Genomic DNA, 22191 nt, shown 5'->3' with positions numbered 1-22191 from the left:
GGTTCATTCTTATCGCAACAAATGCGACTCACTCTAATTTTGAAAGGTAGAATGTAAAGTTGATAGCGCCAAAGATTAATCCTAAAGCAAATAGCGGAAATACATCGGATGAAACACTATTTGGACTAATCGCCAACGACCTGGAAAAACAAGGCTATAGCATCAGGCCAGGGGCTCTTCCACAAGATATTTCAAACGCTCTGTATTCATACCAGCAAGATCTTAATTCAAGCAAATATGCTAACGCTGGCATCGGACGCGGAGAGAACTTCCTCAAGACAGAATTTGTAAGGACAGATGAAATCAGCTGGATCACCGGAGAGTCCGATGCTGGACGAAAATGGCTTGATTGGACGTCCAAATTACAGCATTTTTTAAATCAAAAGCTTTTCTTAGGCCTGTTCTCTTTCGAGAGTCACTATGCTCATTATTCACCCGGTGCCTATTACAAGCGACATTATGATGCTTTTCGTGGGGAAGCTAACCGTATCCTTTCCATCGTAACCTACTTAAATCCCGGCTGGGGACAGGCTGATGGTGGGGAGCTCGTATTATATCGAGATGATCAGGATCGCGACGGCATAAAAGTAGTTCCGTTATACGGTACGGTAGTTGTTTTTCTTAGTGAGGAGTTTCCTCACGAAGTGCTACCGTCCACTCGAGATCGGTATTCCATTGCAGGCTGGTTTCGTGTTAACACGTCAATTAATAATAATATCGACCCACCCCGTTAATTCAAATGATTAATCCGGGCAGAATAAGCCGCACACACCAACACGGATGTCTTATGAATGCAGAGAAAGCTAAAAAACGGATGTGTATCCACTGGCATAGCATAATCCGTGCTCACCAATAGCCCGCCCGAATCCCACAGTTATCTCACCATTAACCATTCCATCAAAAGGAATGGTTGATGCAGGGTGAATTAGTGGCATCGGTAGCTAACAACATACAACGATCAGGGTTTTATGCTAGTTGCGCTTGAATTTAAGGATATGCCCTTTAAATTTGGTCTCTAAATAGCTGGTATCGCTGGGTACTAATTGGGATGAACTAAAACCGTAATTCACCATTCGGGTACTTAATTTATTTTTTCTACCCCGTCCCGGATCGACAATGATCACTTCGCAAGCTGGATTCGCGTGTGCTTGGATAAAGGTTGCCAGCAACTCAATGTGATCGTCTTCATACAACAAGTCAGAGCCAATTATCAGGTCAAACATCCCTAAATTATCATCACTGTCATGCCAATCCACCCGCTCAAACGCGATGCTCTCATCTTGATTGAGTAGCGCATTTCTTTGTAAAAATGTGTTCACTTCAGGATGATAATCGGTGGCCGTAATATCGGCTTTTTGTTTGTTGAGCAACAAACTGGATAGCGCCATACCGCAGCCTATTTCCAGTATGCGCTTTGAGTCAGTATCGTAATCACACATATAATGGGCGAGCACTAAACTCGAAGGCCAAATCACACCAAAAATGGGCCAGGATGCAGAACATATTCCCAGCTTTTCCGCCACCCCCGTCGGATCATGGTATTCTTGCCTATTACGCAGGGTACACAGATGAATATCCGTTTTACCAAATTCCACCGTTTGATAGCACAAACGTAACTCTGTCATTCATTCGCCTTAGTATTGGTGGATGAGCTAAATATCGGCACAAACACGACAACTCACCAGATAGTTCTATAGAGTATAGTCTATAACGAATAGAGCAATGTATTTTGGCTATGTATAAAGGCCGCCCGATAATGCCTTATTTTAAGCTAGGCATTTGACCGATACGGGCGAGCATTTCCGTGACAATTTGTAAATCCATTAAGAATTGATCCACCCGTTTAAACTCATTGGCATTATGACCGGTATATTTTTCGTTCGGCATGGCTAGTCCAAATTGCACGCCGTTAGGTAAATTGTGAACTGACGTTCCGCCCGATGAAGCCCCAAACTCTCTGGGCATATCCAGGTTTTCAGTTGCCACATCCAACAATGCGTTCACCCACTTCCCTTTGGGATTACGATACATAGGCTCATGTATTGACAGGGTAAAATCGCAATTTACCTGATTGTCCTTTTTCCATGTTGATAGCTTAGTGAAAATGTCTTTTTTAAGGGCATCACTGGTACGCCCCACAGGAACACGCAAATTAACGCCAACCTGCAAGCGTTTATCGTCCAGTTTTACCAAGGTAACCGCATTGGTTAAAGGCCCCATAAAATCATGTTTATACCCAATGCCCAAGGTTTTACCTAGGTAATCCAGCCCCCAGTTTGCTGCGACATAACTGGCCGCGTCGGTGATATGATTTGATTTTAGTAACCCCTGTTGGGTTTGCAGCACATAATTGATAAAGGCAAACATTCTCGAAACCGGATTGACACCCGATTGGGGGTTAGAAGAATGAGCAGATTCCCCTTGCACGGTTAACACCACGCCCTGTGGTTCTGCCTTAGCCACAATAGAAAAGTTATTCCCGTTATCGGCGACAAAGGTGTTACCCAAAGCAGTTAAACGGTTGGCCAATGATACCGGTGCGGGGCTGATGATGCTGGCCACGCTGGCTGATGGTATTTGGTTTATGGCTAAGCCACCGGTAATGTCGACGATTTCTGCGTTTGCTGCCCCATTCCCTTGTGCTGGACGAACGGCAAAGTCAGCCAGAACAATGCCAAACCCCTTCTCTGCAATCACAACCGGATAACCGCCGTCCAATGCCAGGTTGTAATTGGGAACGGGATTATTTTCAAAGTAATAAGGAATGGCTTCTGAGCTACTTTCCTCTGTGGTATCCACCAATAATTTAAAGTTGCGCATCAGAGGAATATTTTCTTCTTTAATGACCTTCATGGCGTACAAGGTCACCACGATGCCGTTTTTATCATCTTCGGTACCCCGACCATACATGCGATGGCCAATTCGCGTGAGTTTAAAGGGGTCAAGTTTAGTGCCATCGTCTAATACCCATAATGAAGGCGTGACCGGAACCACATCGGCGTGGGCGTGAATTCCCACTACTTCATCTGTACGCCCATCAAGGGAGATTTCATACACCCGGTTATCAATATTACGAAAAGCCAGATTAAAGTCTTCGGCGATCTGCTTCACCTTGCTGGCCATTTTATGAAATTCAGGGTTCTCGTGTTGTGGTATGCCTTCGGCTCTGAAGGTGGGGATCGCCACCAATTCCGCCAGGGTCTGCATAGCTTCATCGCCGTATTTAACCCGGGTATATAAACCTAATAAACGTTGTATTTGGTGTAACTCCTCACTGTTCAGGGTTTCATTGTTTTGAAATTTTTTAATCAACAGGGCTTGCTGGGGGCTAACTAACTGTTGGGCCACCACCTGCGTTAAAAAATCATCAAACTGGTTGCTGGCTTTAACTTGAGTATTTTCGATAATTTTTTTCGATAATTGCGGCCCTATGTTCGTCTGAGCAGACACTGAAACAATATGGGACATAAAGCCGATAAGCAGTAAAACACTGGTTTTTAGTATAGGGTTCATTGAGGTATTCTTTTGATTATGTTTTGGCGAGATCTTGATGCGCCATAATAACCTGCGTCCGGTTGAATTGGTAACAGGAAATTTTTGCTTCTGATACAACGCTAGTGCAATATGAATTTAGAAATTGGAATAAGGTCTTATTAGCTAACTCAATCTATTGATTTAACCAAGGAATTACTATGAACGCTCCCGTATCTGCTACGTTGGCCGATGAGATGAAATATACCGGTTTTTGGCCCAGAGTAGGCGCCAGCCTCATCGACACCGTGCTCATTTGTATTATCACCTGGCCTATTTTAGTCTCGGTTTATGGTTGGCGTTATTTTGAAAGCGAGGCCATCGTAGCTGGGTTCACGGATTTTCTTATGAGTTGGGTATTCCCTTTAATTGCCATTATTACTTTTTGGGTATACCGACAAGCCACCCCCGGAAAAATACTCATTAATGCGCAAATTGTTGATGCAAAAACGGGGCAAAAACCCACCCTACAGCAATACATAGTCCGCTACATTGGCTATTTCATCGCCTTACTTCCTCTCGGATTAGGGATTCTTTGGGTGGCATGGGATAAAAAGAAACAAGGATGGCATGACAAACTTGCGTCTACAGTGGTTATCAGCCCCAAAGGCAAGCATACTGAAGATGTTTCCTTTGAAAGGTAGTGTTTTAGCATTAAGACAGCCATAAGCAACCTATGCCTGACATGGTTATAAATTATCTATTTAGCGGCAGAGACGCTTTTGCATTCAATCGTTAACGACAACATCAATAAGGTATAACAATGAGAAGACGAGTACTTGCCAGCATTATCCTGTTTTATTCATCGTTTTCGATGGCTGCATCTGTAGGTTTAGTTAAAACTGAAAGCCCGTACTCGGTGAAAGAAACGGCAGATCGTTTTGAAAATATAGCTAAAAGCAAAGGGTTAACGGTATTTACACGCATTGATCATCAAAAAAACGCCAGCGGCGTAGATTTAGCACTACGGCCCACCGAGGTGATTATCTTTGGCAATCCCAAAGTCGGTACCCCCTTGATGCAGTGTACCCAAGATGTGGCCATTGATTTACCGCAAAAGGTATTAATCAGTGAAGACGACAACCACAAGGTATGGTTAGCCTACAACAACCCGGAATACTTAATGGAACGTCACAATATAAAGGGCTGCGATGCCGTCATTAATAAAATATCCGCGGTGTTAGGCAAATTATCGTCAGCCGCAGTAAGCCAATAAGAAGATGATCGGGTGAAGCGATGAAACCCATAATCCCCCTGTTACTGCTTTTGTTCCTGCCAGGGTGTGCGGGGACAAGAGAAAGCTATAAAGACCAACTCAAACTGGAAAATGGCAAGTCCGTTTTGCAGCTAAAAAAAGGGGAAAGCACAGAGATTCTGGCAGTAGGCAACGGCTTCCCCGGATGGTGGGGCTATTTCCCTGGAGTCATAACAACACAAGAAAACATCGCCAGTATTGAGTGCAAAGAAAAGAGAGGTTTAATTCCCTTTCGCGAGCCGGGGGTTGTTTTCGGCGGAACGGTTTGCAATTTAATCGCCCATGAACCGGGAATCACCATGCTGTATCTGGGAAATCAATTCACATTGACCCCAGAGCATTACCAGCAAAAAATTGAAGTGCAGATCATTGAATAAAGCGCTCCCAACTGCCGCTTTTGTGGCTAGTTTGTGTTTTGGCTTGGTGTTATTCACCGACCTTAATGCCATTATTGAAAAAGTTAAAGCAAAACGCTCCCGCTTTTTAGATAATAAAACAGCAGCGGGCGTTTTAGTAAAAAGGATTTAACCGAGCAGCATGAAGATCACAAAAAAAAGTCTGGATGACGCTGTTGATAAACAGATTATTTCAGCCGAGCAAGCAGAAGAATTATACCGGCATTTAAAACAGTCCCCTAACACAGGGGCCAGCTTCGATTTCACTCATGTGCTTTATTACCTGGGCGGGCTAATTGCTATCGGTGCAATGACCCTTTTTATGACCTTAGGCTGGGAAGCCTTTGGTGGCTGGGGCATCTTTTTTATTTCACTGGCCTACGGAGCAGTAGGTTTAAAGTTAACCCGGGTGTTTCAAAACAAAGGTTATGGGATCCCCGCCGGTATCTGCGCAACCTTTGCCGTGTCACTCACGCCACTAGCCATTTACGGCTTACAGCAAGGCTTAGGCCTTTGGCCCGATTCAAGTACTTATCAGGAATATCATCGATACATACAGTGGCATTGGCTTTATATGGAGCTAGGTACACTGGTCAGTGCCGCCATAGTACTTTGGCGATACAAGTACCCATTTCTTGTTATGCCCATCGCCCTAACCCTGTGGTACATGTCTATGGATGTGGCATCCATGTTACTTGAAGGCCATGGTAGTTATGAACAGCGAGGGTTAATTACCATGTACTTTGGGATCGCTATGGTCTGCTTGGCATTTTACGTGGATGTTCGTACAAAGGGAGCCGGTGACTACGCTTTTTGGCTGTATCTATTTGGTGTTATGGCATTTTGGTGCGGGCTAACCTCACAAGATTCAGACAGCGAAGTCGCTAAGTTTCTTTATTTTTGCACTAATTTACTCATGATAATGGTGGGTGTTGTGCTTATGCGACGGGTATTCGTTATTTTTGGCGCCATGGGAGCCTGCCTTTATTTAGGTTACCTTGCCTTTGATGTATTTCTAGAAAGCTGGTTTTTTCCAATCGCCCTCACGTTCATCGGGCTGTCTATTATCTATCTAGGGGTACTTTGGCAAAAAAATGAAGCGGTGATAACGAAAAAGGTACGCCAACGGCTACCGGTTGCTATTCAGAACTTCCTTGACTCTAAAGCTGTTTAATATCAGACTAACATTTGATTTTCTTTAACTGCGGTGGCCTATGAAAACCCTTTTTCGGTACCTTCTCATTTTTGCCCTTTTTGTGGCCGCCATGTCATCTTATAGTTATGGAAATCAAATGGGGATGTTTCTGTTTGTCGTCCTTGGCCTGTTTTTGGAAACCGCCTTTTGGTTTAATCTGTTCCCCCGTAAAAAACAGTAGGTAGTTGGTGATTTTTAATCTATTTTCTCGCGCCTAACAATCATGTATTTCCCTACTTTACGACCTTCCTTGCAGTAAACATCCCATTTTAATAAGCCTGATACCAATGATGAAACTTAAACAAATCCACTTATGGCTGGGGTTAACCCTTGGGATACTTTTCTCCGTCCTCTCTCTTAGCGGCTTAGTTTTGGTCTATCAAGACAGCATTTTGGCAAGTTGGTATCCCGCCCTTGAAATAAACACACAACCATCACAGGCAAAAACCGCCAAGGTGTTATCCCACCTCACAGAACAAGCTAAACACAACACCGGCCCTTACCAGCTTTCCCGAATCGAAGTGCCACAAACGCCTAATGCCCATTATGTTGCTAAATGGCGAAATGGCGTTGACGATAAACTTGATTACATCAACCCTGATAGCTTGGAAACCGAACTTACCCGTACCAGTGAGAAAGATTGGATCTTATGGGCATTTCAGCTTCACACCCATTTATTGGGCGGCGATATTGGTGAGCAGGTTTTAGGTGTTCTTACCCTAGGTATCCTTGTGATGATAATTGCCGGCTTATGGATATGGTGGCCTGGCAGACACAAGCTAAAACGCAATATAACACCACCTCGTAACAGACAATCACTACCTTGGCTATTTTGGTTTCATCGCGTTAATGGCGCGTTATTTTCACCGCTACTGTTTATTGCAGTTTTAACCGGTTTGGGTATGGTTTATTTTACCCAAGTTAAGGGAGTCCTAGTGACCGTGACAGGTGGACAAACGCAAGCACCAACGCACTATGCTATGCATTGCCCGCTAAACGCCACTAAGATCAGTTGGCAACAACAAATAGAGCGGGTTCATTCAACTTTTCCGGATGCAAAAATTGTACGTGTATATCCTAGCCATTCTGTCAGTAAACCCAATCGATTTCGTTTAAAGTTCGCCGAAGAATGGCATCAGAATGGACGCACTTATGTCTATATAAACCCCTGCAATAACCAAGTGGTATACGCACACGATGCAAGAAAAGACAACATCGGTGCGCAATGGGCGAATATGATTTATCCCATTCATTCTGTCCATGTCGGCGGCTTGCTCTATCAAGGCCTGATGACCCTTTGCGCATTAACACCGCCACTCTTATTTGGAACTGGGCTGCTTACCTGGTACAAACGACGTCGTCGCTACGGCAAAAAGCCCAGGAAAAAGCACTAAAAAGCGTAGCTATAGCTTACCGACAGACTTCGACCTCGACCAGAAAAGTAATTAGCATCGCCGGTTTGTGTTTGAGAATACAAGGTTTCGTAGTCTTCATTAAGCAGGTTTTCTATTCCTAGCCCCCAATTCCCCATCCAAGGTTCTTTGCTAAAACCTTGGATAGGAAGTATTGAACTTATTGGATAAATGCGCGCATATCCATTAGCAGTTGACTAAAGGCATCTTGATTTACGTACATCATGTGTCCGCCTTCATAGTAGGTCATGGTAATTTTCGAGCGCTGAAATCCATGACGGGCTAACGTATATTCGGCATCAAAAAACGGCGTTATCATATCGTAATAACCACTTGCCACCAGCAGCTTAAGATCGCTGTTTTTACGCATCTCTTTACTCAGAATACGGGCCACCTTTACATATTCCGGCTCATCAAAAACATTGGGTTCAATGGCCGACCAATCCCAATGCTCACTCACTTCTGACGAACTTAAATAATAAGGTCGTTGCAGTTTAACCTGTAAATCGTTTTGCATATATTCATTAATCGCCACAGCGTATGCACTGCTAATGCTTTGACTCGCCGCGTCACTCATCGGACGGCCCGCTACCTGATCAACTTCTTGCTGGGTATAGCGGCCATCCAAGAAACCAACGGTTTTACCCTCATCACGTAGTAGCGCTTTAGCAAACCGAGACGTCAACACACGCAGATCTGAACGCAGGATATAGTCCGTATCTAAACCGATAAAAGCAGACATCTTTTGCGCAATCTGCTGCTTTTGTTGCGTGGTCAGTAGGTTGCCTTTGAACAGCGCAGGTAAATATTCATCCACAGCAAAAGCGCGACTTCTGTCTAAAAAGGCCTCCAACGGCTCTCCCTGTCCGGCTTTCCCATGGTAGTGTGCTATGGCCGATAGGGTAGGAAAAAAGGTCACAAATGCCAATAAGTTGTCATCGACTGGCGTACTGCCGGTGTAATCCATGGCTTGGGAAATCATGACAATTCCGTTTAGCGCAATATCAATGCCGTTAGAACGTAAGGCTTTTGCTACCCCCACAGCACGAGGGCTACCGTAACTTTCGCCAATCAGGTACTTTGCGTCATTCCACCGCTTGTGTTTGGTGATCCAAATACGAATAAATTCAGCAATGGAGGTGGTATCAGCTTTTAACCCCCAGTAATCTTCAGGCTTACCATTACCCACCAAGCGACTATATCCTGTACCTATGGGATCAATAAAAACCAGATCCACCTTGTCTAACAGCGTTTGCGGGTTATCTTGCAACACATAAGGCGCAGCCCCATCATCTTCTGAAGCATCGCTAACCACTTTCACAACCTTTGGCCCCAGTAACCCCATATGTAACCACATGGATGAAGAGCCAGGCCCTCCATTAAAAACAAAGGCCACAGGCCGAGACACGCCTTTTTTCACATTAGTACGCAGATAACTGGTAGAAAAAAGATGTCCCGTGACGTCCCCCTTATCATTGGTTAATGCCGTCTCTGCGGCGATAACCTCATAATCCACTTTTACATCGTTAAATTTGCCTTTATGGCTGCTAATAAATTCAACTAAGGCAGGAATAGGTTTATTTGTTTCTGATGATGCCTGACCGGTACTGTCATTGGCTTGCGCTCGGCTGGTTAAAAGTATTAGTGCGGTAAAAGTTATTAATAAAAACCGACTTAAAAACGTAACATTATTCATTATCCCTGCCTATTTAACTATACCTAGCTTATAACTTCTAACGGTCTGTAGTATAAGCCAAATCATCCCATTGTTAAAAAACACATTACGTGGACAATCTGTATTTGGCAAGGTGTAAAAATACCCCATAAAATAACCCCACGGCATCATCAATATAAATATTGCATTTTACCTTTATTTTTCTTAACCATACTGAAGATAAAATCATAACTGTAATTAAAAATTGGCACAGTAAGGCATTTGGACTAACCTGTATGACAATCTTAAATATGTACGCAATGTCAACGTTAAGGTGAAAAATAATGATAAAAGTCAGTGTAATGTATCCCAATGCCACAGATGTTAAATTTGACATCGATTATTACTGCAATACCCATTTATCCATCGTACAAGAATGCCTCGGTGACGCACTAAAAGGCGGTAATGTAGATTACGGTATTGGTGGCGGACAACCCGGCGAGTTGGCCCCTTATGTAGCGATAGGTCATCTTATGTTTGATTCTGTGGAAGACTTTCAGGCAGCTTTTGGTCCCCATGCTGAAAAGATCATGGGCGATCTCCCTAATTTCACCAATGCGCAACCGCAAATTCAAATTAGCGAAATTAAAGTTTAGTGAATATACAAGGGCTCAGTAGAGCCCTATAAATACCAATAGCATTAGCTAAAAACCGGCCAGTGCGACCACCGTTGCCAGCACGGCAGTGATTTTGTAAATAATGACTATACACAGTGAAATACCCTATTTCATTGCTCAAATCCCATTTATTCGGTACGCTATTAAGCAATATTCAATCAGTTCCGACCTCTTAACGGGCCGTTGAAATAAAACGAAGCATCGAGCAATTCATGTTATCTGCACTTAGAAAATCCATACAAAATAAACCCTCCTTTCATGACATTCAGGCGAATATTCTTGCCGGATTAACCGTCGGCGTTATAGCCTTACCCCTTTCCATGGCGCTGGCCATTGCCAGTGGCGTTCCCCCGCAGCACGGCTTGTATACAGCAATCGTGGCAGGGATCATCATTGCCCTAACCGGTGGTTCCAAGGTCAATATTTCAGGTCCCACCGCCGCCTTCGTGGTTGTATTGCTTCCCATTGTTCAGCAATACGGTATTGGCGGCTTATTACTTAGTGGCTTTATGGCGGGGTTCATCCTTGTTTTTATGGGGGTGGGCAAACTGGGGCGGCTCATTGAAATTGTGCCGTATCCTGTCATTATCGGGTTTACCGCAGGTATTGGTGTAGTTATCGCCACCTTTCAAATTAAAGATTTTCTGGGGCTCAGTGTTGTAGCTGCAGATGGACACTACATCGAGAAATTGCTTGCCATTATTCACGCCTTACCTTCGATAAACTGGCAAGAAACACTGATTGGCGTATTAACTCTGGCCATATTGCTAGTCTGGCCAAGATTCCGCTCAAAAGTACCCGGTCACCTTGTCGCCTTGGTCATTGGCAGTATAACGGCCTTCATACTTAGCCAATTGCTCGGGGATTTTTCAGTGGCCACCATAGGCTCACGTTTTTCTTACCAATTGGACGGTGTAACCGGCCAAGGGATCCCGCCCATACTGCCTTCCTTCGAATGGCCATGGAATTTGCCCGCTGCCAATGGCGAAAACATTGGTATCAGTTTTGAACTGATTCGTGAACTATTACCCGCAGCGATCACCATCGCCATTTTAGGCTCGCTGGAATCGTTATTGTGTGCGGTGGTATCCGATGGCATGTCAGGAAAAAAACACAATCCTAATGATGAGCTCATCGGTCAGGGACTGGGTAACATTGTCGCCCCCTTATTTGGTGGGATACCAGCCACCGCCGCCATTGCAAGAACCGCAACCAATGTAAAATCCGGCGGTAATATGCCCCTATCATCGGTTGTTCATGCCTTGTTTATCCTTATCAGCATACTCCTATTGGCACCGGTTTTATCCTATATTCCCATGGCTTCCATGGCGGCGTTGTTATTGGTGGTAGCGTGGAACATGAGTGAAGCGAAACATTTTATCCGCTCAATAAAAATCGCCCCCAAAGGGGATGTTACCGTATTGCTCTTATGCTTTACCCTAACAGTGTTATTCGACATGACCATTGCGGTTGCCTTAGGTATGGGGTTAGCCGCCATCTTGTTTATTAAAAGAAGCATTAGCCTGACAGAAGTATCAGCCGTTGAGCAAAACCATGAGGTGTATGAATTACCAGAAGCGATCATCATTTATGACATCAATGGCCCGCTGTTCTTCGGCTCTGCGCAAAAAGCTCTTAAAACCGTATCTTCGGTGAGACCTGAAGTACAAGTGGTCATACTCGATATGACAGAAGTCACCATGCTGGATATGAGTGCTATGGTCGCCATGGAATCTATTGGTGAAGATTTACAAAAGCGGAATATAAAATTAGTGATTAACGGCCTACAACCGCGCATGTTACTTAAACTCAGACGCGCAGGTATTCGCAAGCAAATAGGTAAGGTGGCATTTTCCAGAACCCTTGCAGATGGCGTAAAAACCGCTAAAAGTATGTACTGATAATACAGCGCGCTAGCGCTTTTTAGGCAACAAAATACATCTGTATTTTAAAAGCAAGAATTAGGAAAACGAAAATTAATGAGCCGTACAATAATAAAAAATTGTGTCCCCTTTTGTCATAAAACCGCGACATTCCTTGTTTCTGCTTTCCTTTTAGGCGGCTGCAATCCAGGTACCAGTGTTAATGATACTGCCGCCCAAACCAAAACCATGCATCTGCAGGCCTCGACACAACAAGAAGACAAACGGCTTTTCGATTTTGTCGAAGCACGCTTTGACCGCCGGATCGCCCAAGACCCCAATATGCAGACATATCTTGGGATTAACGGTGGCGCACAATCAACTTGGACCAATACGTCGGATGGGTATGCCAAAAAGCAATTACTGGATACCGAGGCTGCGCTTTTAAAATTGACGACGGAATTTAGCCGCGACAGCCTAAGTGATGAAGGCAAACTCAATTTTGATCTGTTTAAGCGAGAGCTCACCAATAAAATCGAAAACGCCAAGTTTCGTCGGCAAGCTTATGTGGTAGACCAATTTAACGGGCAGTACACCTATCCCATTACCCTGCTAAAAAATAACCATAATATTCACAGTGAAGCCGATGCCAAGGCCTATATCGCCAGATTAAATGGCATTGAGCCACTCATGGCTGATATTGTCGCAAGAATGAAAGATCGGGCGAAATTGGGTGTGTTACCTCCCGCCTTTGCTTTTGATGCCATGATAAGTGATGTCAGCGCTATTTTAACCGGCGCCCCCATCGACAATAGCGATACTCTGCATCCCTTGTACGCCGATTTTAGACACAAACTGACAGCCTTAAATATTGATCAAACAACTAAAGATGCACTACTTGAAGAAGCCCGAGAAGCCATTAAAGGCCCCTTCAAACAAGGTTACGGTAGTTTATTATTTACGTTAAAACAGCAACAGCCTCTGCAAAAAGAAAACAACGGCGTATGGGCCTTACCCAATGGGGACGCGTATTATGCGAATCGGGTAAAAGCACAGACCACCACCACGTTAAGCCCAGAAGAAATACACAAAATTGGTCTTAAGGAAGTGGCCCGTATTCATCAGGAAATGCACGGTATTATGGATGAAGTGAACTTCACCGGCACATTGCAGGAATTCTTTGAATTTGTCCGTAACGACCCAGATAACTATTATCCGAATAACGATGCAGGACGGGCACAGTTTTTAACCGATGCCAGAGCACAAATTGCCGATATCTTTGCCATTGCCCCTCAGTATTTTCATAGTTTACCCGCCGCTGATTTAGAAGTTAGGCGTGTAGAGCCTTGGCGGGAAAATTCCACTTCCATTGCCTTCTATGATCGCCCAAGTTTAGACGGTACACGTCCAGGCATCTATTACGCCAACTTGGCCGATATGACAGGGGTGCAAAAATATGTATTTACTGCCATTACCTATCATGAAGGCGTGCCTGGGCACCATTTTCAAATTGCAAAATCTCAGGAATTAAAAAACTTACCCCGATTCAGGAAGTATCTTTTTGCGGGTGCCTATATTGAAGGCTGGGCCTTGTATGCAGAACAACTAGCTTACGAAATGGGCTTTTATAAAAACCCCATGCATAACTTTGGCCGCTTGCAAAACGAGTTGTGGCGCGCAGTACGACTTGTTGTGGATACCGGCATTCATTACAAACACTGGTCTTTAGAACAAGCCATCGATTATTTTACCGCTAACACGCCCCTTTCCTCCCAAGATATAGAAACCGAGGTGGAACGTTACTTTGTTAACCCGGGTCAGGCCTTGTCCTATAAAATGGGAATGATAAGAATTTTAGCGTTACGGGAAAAAGCCAAAGAACAATTGGGTGACAAATTTGATATCCGCGATTTTCATAGTGCGATACTGGATGCTGGGGCCTTACCTTTAAATATGCTGGATCAGCGTGTTGAAGCCTATATTTCTGTAACCTTGTCCCACTAAAATCAGGCCATAATGCGTGTAAATAAGACGGTTAGGCATTATGATGACTCTCTATTTTTACTCAGGTAACAAAACACAAATGGCGGTGAGCGTTACGCTCCTCGCCATCTGACTGTATTAAATCAAAGAAGGACATATCCCTGATGGGTTTATCAAAATTTCATCTATTGCCCACCATGACGCTCTTTGCGGCACTGTTTGTTGGCGGATGCAATAAAACATCAGAAGTGGTGGCGCAACAAGACAATACGACTGCGAAGGATCCCGTCACCAAAGGAATAGATATTTCCTTATTTAAAGAAGGGGCCTTTATAAAAGCCCCTGAAATTGTTGATTGTGAAACCACCGCGGGTACAAAAACCACCTGCTACAAACTGGTCACCGCAGGCCGCCCCGGCACGCGGGCACCGGGCCCATTTTGCCCTAGAACCATTAACGACACATCAGAAGACACAGGTGCCTGGTTTAGTAAGGAAGGAAGCGGAGACTTAGTGGATCTTACCGGCGATTTCATTGCCAACTTAAGCACCTACTATGATGATCCCAACTGGCAGCTGTATGATACCGATACAGGAAAAGTGCGTTATACCGCCACCCAAGAAGCCTGCTTTGGCGCTGCGCGGCCCGATGTAGAAGAGCAATACAAGCAAAACTGCATAGAATGTGAAATGAGCTACCTAGAAGAAGATTTCTCCCTTACGTATCTCATTCCTACAACCCCGATCCCCGCAGATAGCGACCGTATAGAGCGGGTTCGCACCGCAGGTATCGCATTAGATGGCGCTGAACTTGCCGGCCCGGCGCCAGTGGATGAAATTTTGGGAAGCTACACCATTGCCGCTTTTGATGACTGTGGCGGTCACATTAATGCCCACCAAGGGTATCATTACCACTCAGTTAACGGCTGTACCAATATTGATGTGAACCACGATGGTTACGCCCCATTAATTGGTTATGCGCCAGATGGGTATGCCATTTATGCCATGCGTGACGCCCAGGGAAAGGAAGCCGAATCGTTAGATGAATGCCGGGGCACAACAGATCCCATCCGAGGTTATCACTATCGTGCCGCCAGCCCCAGTGAAAATATGATTATCGGTTGTTTGCACGGTGAAACCGTTCGCCCCGTGGGTATGGAAGGCGCTGGCGGACCGCCTCCGGGTGGCCCACCTCCCGGCGGGGAAGGCCATCCTCCTCCTCGTCCCGACGATGCACATGCTCACTAACAACCTAAGGCGTATATCAGATTATGCATGAAAACCGATGGCGTCAGAGTTTATGGTCAGCAGCTTTGCTTTTGCCTTTGCTGCTGATAACTCAAAAAGCCGCAGCCCACGCAGGGCCCCTTAACAAGGCGGCCATGGCAGTATGCAAGGACAAACAACGCTCCCAGGCGTGCCAGTATGAAGGTCACCATAACGATTTGTATATTGGTACCTGCCAGTATATGTCGGATGAAGATTTAATTTGTGTCAGAAACAAGCCCATCCAACAGATTGAGCCTGATCCCAGCGACACGTCTTCTTCCCACGATAATACTGACCAGGGAACAAGTTCCAAACATAACGAAGGCGAAAATAACTAGGCTGACATCATGAAAATCACCATTGAACGGGCTGATTATGCCAACACAACCCATCAAAAAGATATTCCTTTTCTGCTGAATGACTACGCCACTGATCCTATGGGTGGCGGCACGGCGTTATCTCAACACAGCTATGAGAATCTGGTTCCTCATTTAGCTACACTGCCCCATGCCTTTAGTGTAATTGCCTATGTGGATAACCAACCTGCTGGGTTAGCAAACTGTTTTGAAGCTTTTTCCACCTTTGCCTGTAAACCAATCATCAATATTCACGATATATGCGTAAGAAAAGCGTTTCGTGGTTTAGGTTTGAGCCAAAAGCTACTTGAAAAGGTACAAGAGATTGCCACCGAAAAAGGATGCTGCAAAATTACCTTAGAGGTATTGAGCAATAATGATGTTGCCAAAGGGGCCTACGAAAAATTTGGCTTTGCCAGTTATCAATTAGATCCACAAGCGGGTGTAGCGCTCTTTTGGCAAAAGACACTTTAAAGGGCTATATTCTGATACAAAGACCGGCTTTTTATCGAGCTTCAACCCTAGCCGGTTTCACACATCGGGTAAGGGAAAGCAATGGATAAAAATAACACTGGCCTGCTGATAGTCGATATACAAGGAAACCTTGCTAGACAAGTTCACGATAGCCAGGCGTTTATAGCACGCTGCGAAAAACTGGTTCAAGGCGCACAAATACTGGATCTTCCCATTATTATTCTTGAACAAAACCCGGAAAAACTGGGATCCACTATTGAAGAAATCCGTATGCTGTTACCGGATCATCCTCGTCTTGCCAAATATACCTTCAACGGATGCTTATCTGACCCATTTATACAAACACTGCAGTATACTGAAGTCACCCATTGGTTGGTATGTGGTATTGAAGCCCATGTGTGTGTTTATCAAACGGCAAAAGGCATGAGGCAGATTGGTTTGGATGTCCATATTGTTTCTGACTGCATTGCCTCACGTAGCGCAGAAAATCAGGCCTTGGCACTACGTAAATTTACCCAGCTAGGCATGTCGTTAACCGGGTTGGAAATGTGCTTATTTGAACTGTTAGAAGACTGCCGCGCCGATGAATTTAAACCCTTACTCGCCCTCATTAAGTAGGTCGTATTAGTCCAAAGTTTAACGGTCAACCCATTGATCTATTAAATTAATCTCGCGTACCATACCTATCAATGATAACAAGCAAAGGAAAGACAATGAAAAAAACAATGTTGGGATTAGTGACTGTATGTTTCGCTTTAGGTGGATGTGCTCCAGAAGTGGGAAGCAAAGAGTGGTGTTCACAATTAAAAGAAAAGCCTAAAGGCGACTGGACGGCCAATGAAGCCACTGATTTTACCAAGCACTGCATTTTCCCTAGCGACGATTAAGCATTCCCCTGATTTGTTATGCACAGTGTGCCTTGTTCTCTGTGCATTTTTACCTTACTCAAATCCAGCTGATTCACAATAACAGCCTCAACTTAGAGTCGGCACAGTTTGTGAATACCACCCGCTAATCTTTCTCTATAGATAAAGGAAATCCCTTGCTTCGGCCTATGTTATTTTCGCTGCAACCCTATTACAGGGGGCTCTCCCTCGCCCTATCTCATGATTTCAACATGAGGCCTCTGACTTCATTTGTGTCGCTATTTTAATACACAGTAAAAATAACATCGAACGATAATCGAAAATTAGCCGAATAACAAAAAGATAAATAGCAGGGAATAGTATGACGCAATTGAAGGTTGTTGAAGGCGATATTACCCAACTTGAAGTAGACGCCATCGTTAACGCCGCCAATACCACCTTATTGGGAGGGAAGGGTGTTGATGGCGCAATTCATGAGGCGGCAGGGCCAGATTTGTTTGAGCACTGCAGAACCTTAGGCGGATGCCAAACCGGCCAGGCCGTCATAACCCCCGGGTTTGCGCTTCCAGCTCGTTATATTATTCATACCGTTGGTCCCATTTGGCGCGGAGGCTTTAATCAAGAAAGTACGTTATTAGCAAAGTGTTACCAAAACTGCTTGGCCTTAGCCGCCCAGCACAACCTAAAGAGCATCGCCTTTCCTGCCATCAGTTGTGGTGTATATGGTTACCCAGTTAAAGCGGCTTGCGAAGTCGCAATTGGCACAATCCGACTTCATGCCAGTGGCCGCCCCCTACCTGAAAAAATCTATTTAGCCTGCGTGGATGAAAACGTTAAAAACGCTTACTACCAGTTACTCGGCCCCAACTCATAACACTCTAGTTACAAAACCGTTACCTTTTCACCTAATATCGTAAAGATTGCGTACCAACTAGGATAATAATCATAATTCTTCCTTTATCAGCGAAAGGTACATCCTACCCCATTGCTCGTATAATGCGCGCCCAGCGATAAGGAGGAGCACCATGCAAAAAGTCAGTCACAGTATTATTGAAGATGTCTTTGCCTTAATCAGTGCCGGATTATTTGTTGCTTTCGGTATCTATCTGTTTCAGTCACAAGATCTCTTGATCGGTGGAGCAGCCGGTATCGCACTGCTTGGTTCCTATGCATTTTCTTTAGATTTCAGCCTGTTATTTTTTATTATCAACTTACCCTTTTATCTCTTGGCATGGATCCAACTGGGAAAACGCTTTACCGTCAACACCTTCATTTCGGTCGCCACCATTTCCGTGTTATCGAAGTTCATTCCAACGGTTGTGAACATAGAGCAGGCCAATCCGCTGTTCGCCGCTATTTTCGGTGGTATTCTCATTGGTGTGGGCATGTTAATTATGTTCAGGCACAGTTCAAGCTTAGGTGGATTAGGGGTTTTAGCCTTCTTTTTACAACAAAAATACGACATTCGTGCCGGCTTTTTACTGTTAAGCCTTGATGCCATCATACTGTTAAGTTCATTAACCTTATTGAGTACCCCGCTGGTCTTATTGTCTGTTTTAGCGGCCTTTTGTCTGAATATGGTACTATCACTTAATCATCGTCCTGAGCGTTACACCCTACGAGGGCGGCATAAAAACACCACAAATTCTGTACAAACGCTGACCGCACAACAACAAAGTTAAAACACCTGACACTTCCTTGTATGCCAGGTGCGGATCCGGTGAGTAAATGTCCTCGCCTTGTGGCACAATGCGATTTCAAGATAGGGTGGATATATAGGAGTCTTGGGATTGAAAGCAACCATTAAGGATGTGGCGAAACTCGCCGGCGTCTCGTTTAAAACCGTTTCCCGGGTAATAAATAACGAATCAAACGTTAAAGCCGAAACATTAGAAAAAGTACGTCACGCCATCAATACCCTTAATTACCAACCCAATCAGGCAGCCCGAAACTTAGCTGCCATGCAATCTTATGCCATAGGCTATGTTTACGATAATCCCAACGCGTATTACGTGATTGATATGCAAAAGGGTTTATTAACGGCCTGTCACGAACGGGATTACGAATTACTTATTTATCCGTGCGATGCCTCAAGTGAAAGTATCGCCGAAAATCTTTTAGGCATGGTATCCCGTTCAAAATTGGCGGGCTTGGTGTTATCGCCGCCACTGTCTGAAATGCCTGAGGTATTATCCCAAATCGCCGAATCTGGCGTGCCCTTTGTAGGGATCGTATCGGGAAGTGCCCCAGACATAGCTGAAGGCCGCTGGGTTTGTGTGGATGACCGCAAAGCCGCAGGACAAATCGTAGAACATCTGATCGCTTTAGGACATAAGCGGATTGGTTTTCTATCCGGCGATCACTCTCACCGCTCCACCTTGGAACGGGAACGTGGTTATCGAGATGCCTTGAAAAAGCACGGCTTGGTCGATGATGACACCTTACGATTTGATGGTCAGTATGCGTTTAATAGTGGGGTGGAAGGCATAAAAGCCCTGCTCTCTTTACCAGAGCCTCCTACGGCAGTGTTTGCTTGTAACGATGAAATTGCCTCAGGTGCGCTGTTTCATGCGCGCTTGCATGGCTTGAATGTCCCCCAACAACTAGCCATTGCTGGGTTTGAAAACAGTCCCTTTTCATTGCAGACATGGCCGCCCATTACCACCGCCGCACAACCGACCAATGAAATCGCCAGACAAGCCGGAGATATGCTCATCAGCACCATTCAGGAACGCCGTACCGGTAAAGACACAGAAAAAACGAAAAAAGAACGTTACTTTTGCCCAGAACTGCTTATCCGCGACTCCACAAGGCAAGAACCATAAAAAAAGGCCAAGCCAAATCTATCGTTTGGCTTGGCCTTATTGTTACTTTTTCTTTTTCGCAGGTGCGGTAGGTTTGGGTGGCACGGGTCTGCTAAAAGCACCAGGATTGACTCTGACTCGCGCAAAGCTTGTTCGCATAATGGTCCTTAAGACTTAGCGTGAGAATAACCTCACAAGTTGATGATAAACACGAGAGAATGGTTGCATCCGGGATGAAATACTTTATTCTAAAATAGAATAAAATTTAGAATAAATGTATAAATGGAAGCATGATATGAAAAAAGAGAATAACTATTGGCTTCTCGTATTCCATTTATTGTGCGCCTCTCAGCAGGCCATATCAATGGCAAACCGTTTAACCTGTAAATATTGTCGTCTAATGGCAACAGAATCGGCACTGGCGCTTTTCCCTCACCCGAAAATTCTACTTTTAAGCCACCTGCCACGGCTATTCGATAGCAATCCAGAGGAACAAACCTATGATTAGTACCGCCTTTGGCTATGTAACCGTACTTTTAGCCATAGCAGGTTGTTTGTATTTTCTTGAAGCACACGCCAAACTTCGTCTTTTCCGCTATTTGCCCGCCATTGTGCTTTTATATTTTGTGGTGATGGTCTGCGCCAGTATTGGCATCTGGCAATCGGGCCCTGTCATTGACGATACCTACAAGGCGCTGCGCAATAACCTGCTTCCGGCAATGATTTTTCTCATGCTGCTGAATGCAGATCTCCGGCAAATTAAAAAGCTGGGCTGGAAGATGATTTTTACCTTTTTACTCGCCAGCCTCAGTATTGCCTGTGGGTTTATTGTTACTTACGCAATTTTTCAAAATGCTCTTGCCGCCAATGCATGGAAAACATTTGCGGCATTATGCGGAAGCTGGATGGGAGGAACGGGGAACCTTGCTGCGGTGCAGTTAGCCTTGGATGTGCCAGATTCAGCCATGGGTTACACCCTGCTCATCGATTCGGTGGATTATGCCTTATGGGTTATGCTGCTACTGGCTTTAGTGCCTTATGCACGACATTTTAATAAATGGACCGGTGCAGATGAGCGCATCTTAGCGCAGGTAGGCGCATCATTAGAAAAGTCTCAACAGCATACGTACCCTGTCAGTGGTGGCAATTTGCTGTTAATGCTGGCGATTTCATGTGTAATATCCACCGGCGCCCAATGGCTGTCCGCCTATATGCCAGCATCAACCTATTTTACCCCCACCGCCTGGACCGTCGCCTATGTCACATTAGCGGGGATCATTGGCGCAATGACGCCCTTAAAACGCTTTGCCAGTGCCGACATGCTCGCCATAATCATGCTGAATCTGATTATTGCACTTATTGCCTCTAGAGCCAGTTTTGGGGAATTACTCGAAGCGCCCATATACATCTTGGCTGGCGGCCTGATTCTACTGATCCACGGCCTGATTATGGTAATAGCTGCCAAGCTCTTTAAATTGGATTTATTCACCTGCGGACTGGCCTCCCTGGCCAATATCGGTGGCGTTGCCTCGGCCCCCATATTAGCCGCATCCTATTCAAAAGCCCTTATCCCCGTAGGCGTACTCATGGCCATGCTAGGCTACATTGTGGGCACTGCTGGCGGACTGGCCGTAGGCAGAGTGCTCGCGTTTATTGCTGGCAGCCCTTAGCTTAGGCCAAGGCAACGTCCAGGATCATCATAATGATAAACCCGATTAATAAGGAAAACGTGGCTAAATTCTGATACCCGCGCTGGTGGGTTTGGGGAATGATTTCATCACTGATGATAAACAGCATGGCACCGGCGGCAAAGGCTAATGCCCATGGCATAAAAGCTTCCATCGTCGCCACTGCCAGTCCACCAATTAATCCCCCCACAGGTTCAACTAAGCCGGAAAGAATGCCAATACCCGCAGATTTCAGCGGGGTGTAACCCACCGACATCAAGGCCACAGAAACGGCCAAACCTTCTGGGAAATTCTGAAGTCCAATCCCAATGGCCAGGGTTACCCCATTTTTAAGTTCACCACCGGCAAAGCCGACCCCCACCGCTAAACCTTCCGGAAAGTTGTGTAGGGTAATGGCCATAACAAATAGCCAGATACGTCCTAATTGGGTGCTTTCCCGTCCTTCCTTACCGGTTCCAAAGTGTTCATGGGGGACATTTTGGTGAATAAAGTACAGGCACCCGGCACCTAAAAACACGCCCAATCCCACCTCTAGTGCGCCTAACACGGGCTGATGATTATCCTTGCCGGCATATTCCAAAGCGGGCAAAAGAAGTGAGAAGAAGGTGGCCGCCAACATAATGCCGGCAGCCATACTCAGTAACCCGTCTTCTGTCCTCACCGACAGCTTTCTGATGGTTAATACACCTAAGCTTCCCAATGTGGTCCCCATGCTGGCGCACAAACTGGCAACGAAGCCCATTAATACAACATTCGATGAGTCCATTCTGT

General features: G+C 45.1%; 26 protein-coding genes. 21 read left to right on the top strand and 5 right to left on the bottom strand.

Annotation, left to right across the window (positions count from 1 at the left end; translation table 11 throughout):
- Nucleotides 1-62: 62 nt before the first annotated feature.
- Complete coding sequence (locus V5298_RS09350; protein ID WP_332931198.1) at nt 63-734, top strand: 2OG-Fe(II) oxygenase; 672 nt, start codon at nt 63-65, stop codon at nt 732-734.
- Between the two features lie 237 nt (nt 735-971).
- On the opposite strand, the gene V5298_RS09345 is transcribed toward V5298_RS09350, so the two are convergent.
- Nucleotides 972-1625, bottom strand: a complete 654-nt coding sequence (locus V5298_RS09345) for a class I SAM-dependent methyltransferase (RefSeq protein WP_332931196.1) — start codon at nt 1623-1625, stop codon at nt 972-974.
- A gap of 136 nt (nt 1626-1761) precedes the next feature.
- Complete coding sequence (locus V5298_RS09340; protein WP_332931195.1) at nt 1762-3513, bottom strand: dipeptidase; 1752 nt, start codon at nt 3511-3513, stop codon at nt 1762-1764.
- 179 nt (nt 3514-3692) lie between these two features.
- Here V5298_RS09340 and V5298_RS09335 point away from each other — a divergent pair, with 179 nt between their 5' ends.
- From V5298_RS09335 to V5298_RS09305, 7 genes are all read left to right on the top strand, one after another.
- Nucleotides 3693-4175 carry an RDD family protein gene (locus tag V5298_RS09335; protein ID WP_332931194.1) on the top strand — a complete coding sequence of 161 codons (483 nt, stop codon included), beginning with the start codon at nt 3693-3695 and terminating at the stop codon, nt 4173-4175.
- A gap of 119 nt (nt 4176-4294) precedes the next feature.
- On the top strand, nt 4295-4747 hold the full coding sequence (locus V5298_RS09330; protein ID WP_332931193.1) for a DUF302 domain-containing protein: 453 nt from the start codon (nt 4295-4297) through the stop codon (nt 4745-4747).
- 20 nt (nt 4748-4767) lie between these two features.
- The gene (locus V5298_RS09325; protein WP_332931192.1) at nt 4768-5163 is read left to right on the top strand and encodes a hypothetical protein; all 396 of its coding nucleotides are present in this window, start codon (nt 4768-4770) and stop codon (nt 5161-5163) included.
- A complete protein-coding gene (locus tag V5298_RS09320) occupies nt 5156-5314 on the top strand; it encodes a hypothetical protein (protein WP_332931191.1) in 159 nt (52 codons plus the stop codon). Before V5298_RS09325 ends, V5298_RS09320 begins: the two co-directional genes overlap by 8 nt.
- 9 nt (nt 5315-5323) lie before the next feature.
- Nucleotides 5324-6355, top strand: a complete 1032-nt coding sequence (locus V5298_RS09315; protein WP_332931190.1) for a DUF2157 domain-containing protein — start codon at nt 5324-5326, stop codon at nt 6353-6355.
- Nucleotides 6356-6395: 40 nt separating this feature from the next.
- Nucleotides 6396-6557: a hypothetical protein gene (locus V5298_RS09310; RefSeq protein ID WP_332931189.1), complete on the top strand. Its 162-nt coding sequence runs from the start codon at nt 6396-6398 to the stop codon at nt 6555-6557.
- 106 nt (nt 6558-6663) lie between these two features.
- Nucleotides 6664-7770: a PepSY-associated TM helix domain-containing protein gene (locus V5298_RS09305; RefSeq protein ID WP_332931188.1), complete on the top strand. Its 1107-nt coding sequence runs from the start codon at nt 6664-6666 to the stop codon at nt 7768-7770.
- On the opposite strand, the gene V5298_RS09300 is transcribed toward V5298_RS09305, so the two are convergent.
- Both V5298_RS09300 and V5298_RS09295 read right to left on the bottom strand, forming a co-directional pair.
- Entirely contained in the window at nt 7767-7907 is a 141-nt protein-coding gene (locus V5298_RS09300) for a hypothetical protein (RefSeq protein ID WP_332931187.1), read from the bottom strand. The genes V5298_RS09305 and V5298_RS09300 overlap by 4 nt on opposite strands.
- 41 nt (nt 7908-7948) lie before the next feature.
- Nucleotides 7949-9484, bottom strand: coding sequence for a S10 family peptidase (locus V5298_RS09295; protein ID WP_332931186.1), 1536 nt, complete (start codon nt 9482-9484; stop codon nt 7949-7951).
- Between the two features lie 302 nt (nt 9485-9786).
- On the opposite strand from V5298_RS09295, the gene V5298_RS09290 reads away from it, so the two are divergent.
- From V5298_RS09290 to V5298_RS09230, 13 genes are all read left to right on the top strand, one after another.
- A complete protein-coding gene (locus tag V5298_RS09290; protein ID WP_332931185.1) occupies nt 9787-10098 on the top strand; it encodes an EthD family reductase in 312 nt (103 codons plus the stop codon).
- Nucleotides 10099-10331: 233 nt separating this feature from the next.
- Entirely contained in the window at nt 10332-12020 is a 1689-nt protein-coding gene (gene dauA, locus V5298_RS09285; protein ID WP_332931184.1) for a C4-dicarboxylic acid transporter DauA, read from the top strand.
- Between the two features lie 78 nt (nt 12021-12098).
- The gene (locus V5298_RS09280) at nt 12099-13985 is read left to right on the top strand and encodes a DUF885 domain-containing protein (RefSeq protein WP_332931183.1); all 1887 of its coding nucleotides are present in this window, start codon (nt 12099-12101) and stop codon (nt 13983-13985) included.
- A gap of 143 nt (nt 13986-14128) precedes the next feature.
- Entirely contained in the window at nt 14129-15211 is a 1083-nt protein-coding gene (locus V5298_RS09275) for a YHYH protein (protein WP_332931182.1), read from the top strand.
- A 23-nt stretch (nt 15212-15234) separates the two neighbouring features.
- Entirely contained in the window at nt 15235-15570 is a 336-nt protein-coding gene (locus V5298_RS09270; protein WP_332931181.1) for a hypothetical protein, read from the top strand.
- A gap of 9 nt (nt 15571-15579) precedes the next feature.
- On the top strand, nt 15580-16062 hold the full coding sequence (locus V5298_RS09265) for a GNAT family N-acetyltransferase (RefSeq protein WP_332931180.1): 483 nt from the start codon (nt 15580-15582) through the stop codon (nt 16060-16062).
- A gap of 81 nt (nt 16063-16143) precedes the next feature.
- Nucleotides 16144-16680 carry an isochorismatase family protein gene (locus tag V5298_RS09260; protein WP_332931179.1) on the top strand — a complete coding sequence of 179 codons (537 nt, stop codon included), beginning with the start codon at nt 16144-16146 and terminating at the stop codon, nt 16678-16680.
- A 95-nt stretch (nt 16681-16775) separates the two neighbouring features.
- Complete coding sequence (locus V5298_RS09255; RefSeq protein WP_332931178.1) at nt 16776-16949, top strand: DUF3012 domain-containing protein; 174 nt, start codon at nt 16776-16778, stop codon at nt 16947-16949.
- Nucleotides 16950-17289: 340 nt separating this feature from the next.
- Nucleotides 17290-17802 (top strand): O-acetyl-ADP-ribose deacetylase, encoded by a 513-nt coding sequence (locus tag V5298_RS09250; RefSeq protein WP_332931177.1) that lies wholly within the window; start codon nt 17290-17292, stop codon nt 17800-17802.
- A 151-nt stretch (nt 17803-17953) separates the two neighbouring features.
- Complete coding sequence (locus V5298_RS09245; protein WP_332931176.1) at nt 17954-18610, top strand: YitT family protein; 657 nt, start codon at nt 17954-17956, stop codon at nt 18608-18610.
- 108 nt (nt 18611-18718) lie between these two features.
- Nucleotides 18719-19753, top strand: a complete 1035-nt coding sequence (locus tag V5298_RS09240) for a LacI family DNA-binding transcriptional regulator (protein WP_332931175.1) — start codon at nt 18719-18721, stop codon at nt 19751-19753.
- A gap of 274 nt (nt 19754-20027) precedes the next feature.
- Entirely contained in the window at nt 20028-20240 is a 213-nt protein-coding gene (locus V5298_RS09235) for a hypothetical protein (protein WP_332931174.1), read from the top strand.
- Entirely contained in the window at nt 20233-21402 is a 1170-nt protein-coding gene (locus tag V5298_RS09230) for a DUF819 domain-containing protein (RefSeq protein ID WP_332931173.1), read from the top strand. Before V5298_RS09235 ends, V5298_RS09230 begins: the two co-directional genes overlap by 8 nt.
- Nucleotide 21403: 1 nt before the next feature.
- Here the strand turns inward: V5298_RS09230 and V5298_RS09225 are convergent, their stop codons facing one another.
- Nucleotides 21404-22186 (bottom strand): ZIP family metal transporter, encoded by a 783-nt coding sequence (locus V5298_RS09225; protein ID WP_332931172.1) that lies wholly within the window; start codon nt 22184-22186, stop codon nt 21404-21406.
- Nucleotides 22187-22191 lie beyond the last annotated feature (5 nt).

The sequence above is a fragment of the Alteromonas sp. 14N.309.X.WAT.G.H12 genome, assembly GCF_036697315.1.
In the GTDB taxonomy this organism is placed as follows: domain Bacteria; phylum Pseudomonadota; class Gammaproteobacteria; order Enterobacterales; family Alteromonadaceae; genus Alteromonas.
The sequence above is the reverse complement of the archived record's forward strand: the minus strand, read 5'-3'. Positions and strand labels throughout refer to the sequence as shown.

Bases quoted from the DNA above. Each gene is read 5' to 3' on its own strand.
- V5298_RS09345 (WP_332931196.1), bottom strand. From the start codon at position 1,625: ATGACAGAGTTACGTTTGTGCTATCAAACGGTGGAATTTGGTAAAACG.
- V5298_RS09340 (WP_332931195.1), bottom strand. From the start codon at position 3,513: ATGAACCCTATACTAAAAACCAGTGTTTTACTGCTTATCGGCTTTATG.
- V5298_RS09335 (WP_332931194.1), top strand. From the start codon at position 3,693: ATGAACGCTCCCGTATCTGCTACGTTGGCCGATGAGATGAAATATACC.
- V5298_RS09330 (WP_332931193.1), top strand. From the start codon at position 4,295: ATGAGAAGACGAGTACTTGCCAGCATTATCCTGTTTTATTCATCGTTT.
- V5298_RS09325 (WP_332931192.1), top strand. From the start codon at position 4,768: ATGAAACCCATAATCCCCCTGTTACTGCTTTTGTTCCTGCCAGGGTGT.
- V5298_RS09315 (WP_332931190.1), top strand. From the start codon at position 5,324: ATGAAGATCACAAAAAAAAGTCTGGATGACGCTGTTGATAAACAGATT.
- V5298_RS09310 (WP_332931189.1), top strand. From the start codon at position 6,396: ATGAAAACCCTTTTTCGGTACCTTCTCATTTTTGCCCTTTTTGTGGCC.
- V5298_RS09305 (WP_332931188.1), top strand. From the start codon at position 6,664: ATGATGAAACTTAAACAAATCCACTTATGGCTGGGGTTAACCCTTGGG.
- V5298_RS09300 (WP_332931187.1), bottom strand. From the start codon at position 7,907: ATGGGGAATTGGGGGCTAGGAATAGAAAACCTGCTTAATGAAGACTAC.
- V5298_RS09295 (WP_332931186.1), bottom strand. From the start codon at position 9,484: ATGAATAATGTTACGTTTTTAAGTCGGTTTTTATTAATAACTTTTACC.
- V5298_RS09290 (WP_332931185.1), top strand. From the start codon at position 9,787: ATGATAAAAGTCAGTGTAATGTATCCCAATGCCACAGATGTTAAATTT.
- dauA (WP_332931184.1), top strand. From the start codon at position 10,332: ATGTTATCTGCACTTAGAAAATCCATACAAAATAAACCCTCCTTTCAT.
- V5298_RS09280 (WP_332931183.1), top strand. From the start codon at position 12,099: ATGAGCCGTACAATAATAAAAAATTGTGTCCCCTTTTGTCATAAAACC.
- V5298_RS09275 (WP_332931182.1), top strand. From the start codon at position 14,129: ATGGGTTTATCAAAATTTCATCTATTGCCCACCATGACGCTCTTTGCG.
- V5298_RS09270 (WP_332931181.1), top strand. From the start codon at position 15,235: ATGCATGAAAACCGATGGCGTCAGAGTTTATGGTCAGCAGCTTTGCTT.
- V5298_RS09265 (WP_332931180.1), top strand. From the start codon at position 15,580: ATGAAAATCACCATTGAACGGGCTGATTATGCCAACACAACCCATCAA.
- V5298_RS09260 (WP_332931179.1), top strand. From the start codon at position 16,144: ATGGATAAAAATAACACTGGCCTGCTGATAGTCGATATACAAGGAAAC.
- V5298_RS09255 (WP_332931178.1), top strand. From the start codon at position 16,776: ATGAAAAAAACAATGTTGGGATTAGTGACTGTATGTTTCGCTTTAGGT.
- V5298_RS09250 (WP_332931177.1), top strand. From the start codon at position 17,290: ATGACGCAATTGAAGGTTGTTGAAGGCGATATTACCCAACTTGAAGTA.
- V5298_RS09245 (WP_332931176.1), top strand. From the start codon at position 17,954: ATGCAAAAAGTCAGTCACAGTATTATTGAAGATGTCTTTGCCTTAATC.
- V5298_RS09235 (WP_332931174.1), top strand. From the start codon at position 20,028: ATGAAAAAAGAGAATAACTATTGGCTTCTCGTATTCCATTTATTGTGC.
- V5298_RS09230 (WP_332931173.1), top strand. From the start codon at position 20,233: ATGATTAGTACCGCCTTTGGCTATGTAACCGTACTTTTAGCCATAGCA.
- V5298_RS09225 (WP_332931172.1), bottom strand. From the start codon at position 22,186: ATGGACTCATCGAATGTTGTATTAATGGGCTTCGTTGCCAGTTTGTGC.